This window comes from Mycobacterium sp. UM_Kg27 (assembly GCF_000972905.1).
Taxonomy (GTDB): domain Bacteria; phylum Actinomycetota; class Actinomycetes; order Mycobacteriales; family Mycobacteriaceae; genus Mycobacterium.
In genome coordinates this window covers 1-2,043 of the sequence record NZ_JRMM01000251.1, presented here as the reverse complement: position 1 = coordinate 2,043, position 2,043 = coordinate 1, and the positions used below count along the sequence as shown (strand labels likewise).

The 2,043-nt window shown below is 62.9% G+C and carries 2 protein-coding genes and 1 pseudogene; 2 read left to right on the top strand and 1 reads right to left on the bottom strand.

Annotated features, from left to right (window positions below; translation table 11 throughout):
* Positions 1–664: pseudogene (locus tag LI94_RS20980) on the bottom strand (hypothetical protein); the annotation flags it as partial.
* 134 nt (positions 665–798) lie between these two features.
* Here LI94_RS20980 and LI94_RS20975 point away from each other — a divergent pair.
* Positions 799–1,068, top strand: a complete 270-nt coding sequence (locus LI94_RS20975; protein ID WP_046302447.1) for a helix-turn-helix transcriptional regulator — start codon at positions 799–801, stop codon at positions 1,066–1,068.
* 662 nt (positions 1,069–1,730) lie between these two features.
* Positions 1,731–1,997 carry a hypothetical protein gene (locus tag LI94_RS23485; protein ID WP_152664905.1) on the top strand — a complete coding sequence of 89 codons (267 nt, stop codon included), beginning with the start codon at positions 1,731–1,733 and terminating at the stop codon, positions 1,995–1,997.
* Positions 1,998–2,043: the final 46 nt, after the last annotated feature.

The window sequence follows — 2,043 nt, the reverse complement described above, 5'->3', positions numbered from 1 at the left end:
ATGTGTATAAGAGACAGCCGTTGATCGCACCGGAGCTTTCGGCGGCAAAAGTAGTGACCGGCGAATGGGTGCCGCCTGCTTCGGCGGACCCGGCGTTGCCGCCGTCACCGAAGAACCATCCGGCGTTGCCGCCGCTGCCGCTGTAGCCGTACCCGTTGCCGCCGTCGCCGAACAACAGCCCGGCGTTCCCACCGTCAGGGTTGTCGGCGGTTCCGTTAGCGCCGTCGCCGATCAGATACTGGCCTGATACCGAGTTGACGAGGTTGGCGAATACTTGCCCGTCGGAGCTGTTGATCCAGGTGTCGATGGAGGCGTGCAGCGGGGTATAGAAGTATTCGTTGAACAGGACTGCACCGAAGCTGGGGTCGTCGAGGTTCAGAAGTAGGGCATCCCAGTTGTCCTGCAGGATCAGGGCATCCCATGCCGCGTCGAGGGCGTCGGGGTCGGTCCAGGTCGAGGACTCGAATAGCGAAGCCACCGTATCGATGATCACGTCATCGACGTCAGCCTTCGCGGCGGGCTCGGCGAGTGGCGTCATCCCGAACGCCAAGAACACCCCCACTGCGGTGCCGCCGCCCAGTGCGCGACGGCGACTGACGTTGTTCCCGAAAGAGTGGGTGTTGCCCGAGCGTCGGCCCTGCTCCACGGAACTGCGGCGAGTCATCAATCAGTCTCCCTCTTGAGGCGTCAAGGAAATTCTCAGGTGCTACCCAGTTACGGGCCGAGGTTACAGGCCGGTTACGCATGTGCGCAACAGGCATGGGCTCGTTACGCTCTGGCCGATTCCGCGCGGGCCGTATGTCGTTGGACACCGTGTCCGACGACCAGCCCAAGCCAGCCCTCAACGAGACCACCCGCGTGTTCGGCGAACGGGTCCGCGACCGCCGCACGGCACTTGGCCTCAGTCAGGAGGCTGCCGCTGTTCGTTGTGGCATCCACTGGACGCAACTGGGCAAAGTGGAACGGGGCCAGCGCAGCCTGCGTCTAGAAACGATCATGAAGATCGCCGCCGGTCTGGACATCGATGCCGGAGAGCTCGTCAGCGAACTGCCCGTGCCGCAGTTCTAACCGTGTGGACGGGAACTCCAGCCGTAGCGCCTACGACTTGCTGGGCTTCATGTGTCCGGCGCGCTTAGTTCACTGCGCGGGACCGATGCACCCATCTTCGACCACTTGAGCCCCTGGGGATCGTGGGCGTTCATCCGGTTAAAGCGTTCGTTATCGGAGCGCAGCTTGGCCAGATGCTCCGGGTCGGTCGTAGCGGGCCAGTATCCAAGCTCCTCGGCGAGCCTCCGATATTCGCTCACGTTCGCCAGCACCTCACTCCCGGTTGTCATGCAGATGGGCGCAGTCCAATTGTTTCTGTGCGTTCACAACGGATCGCGGACGCTGTGGATGAACACGCCATAACGAGTCGGGTCGCTATAGATCACAAGGTTGTCGGAAGCGCCCTACCAGCATCGGGGACGTGCGAGGATCACGCGGTCGACAGCACGGGAGTGCGGTAACCAGGAGGTTGGCAGCGCGTGCCGATTCCAGCTACGAGCGGGCAGTATGCGACGTTGCCAGTTGGTCGGCACGTTGCCACACTCGACGAGGTCTACGAGACCTTTGTAGTGAATGCACCGTTCCGTCCCCGGCGCGAGTTAATCTTCCGCGCTCTCACGCTCTACATCGACCTCGTCTCGGCTCAGTTCAGCACGTGCCGGTACTGGATCGACGGTGGGTTCGTGACTCACAAGCCGTGGGAGCAGCCCGAGGACGCGGACGTGCTGGTTGTCGTACCCCCGGGTGAGCATGGAAAGGTGATGACGCCGGAGTTTCTGCCTCATTGGACGCTACTGGAGACTCTGCCCGCACAGCCGAGCGTCTACGCCGACAAGGTGCATCCGATGGGCGGGTTGCTCGACTGCTTCATCGAGCCCGATGTTCCCCAGGTGCTGGGCGTCTGGGAGGGTAAGTCCCCTGGGGTGGTGGGGTTTCGGGACCGGGGTTGAACTGGGCGGACACGTTCGGGGTGTGTCGTTGCCGGTGTTGGGGTGG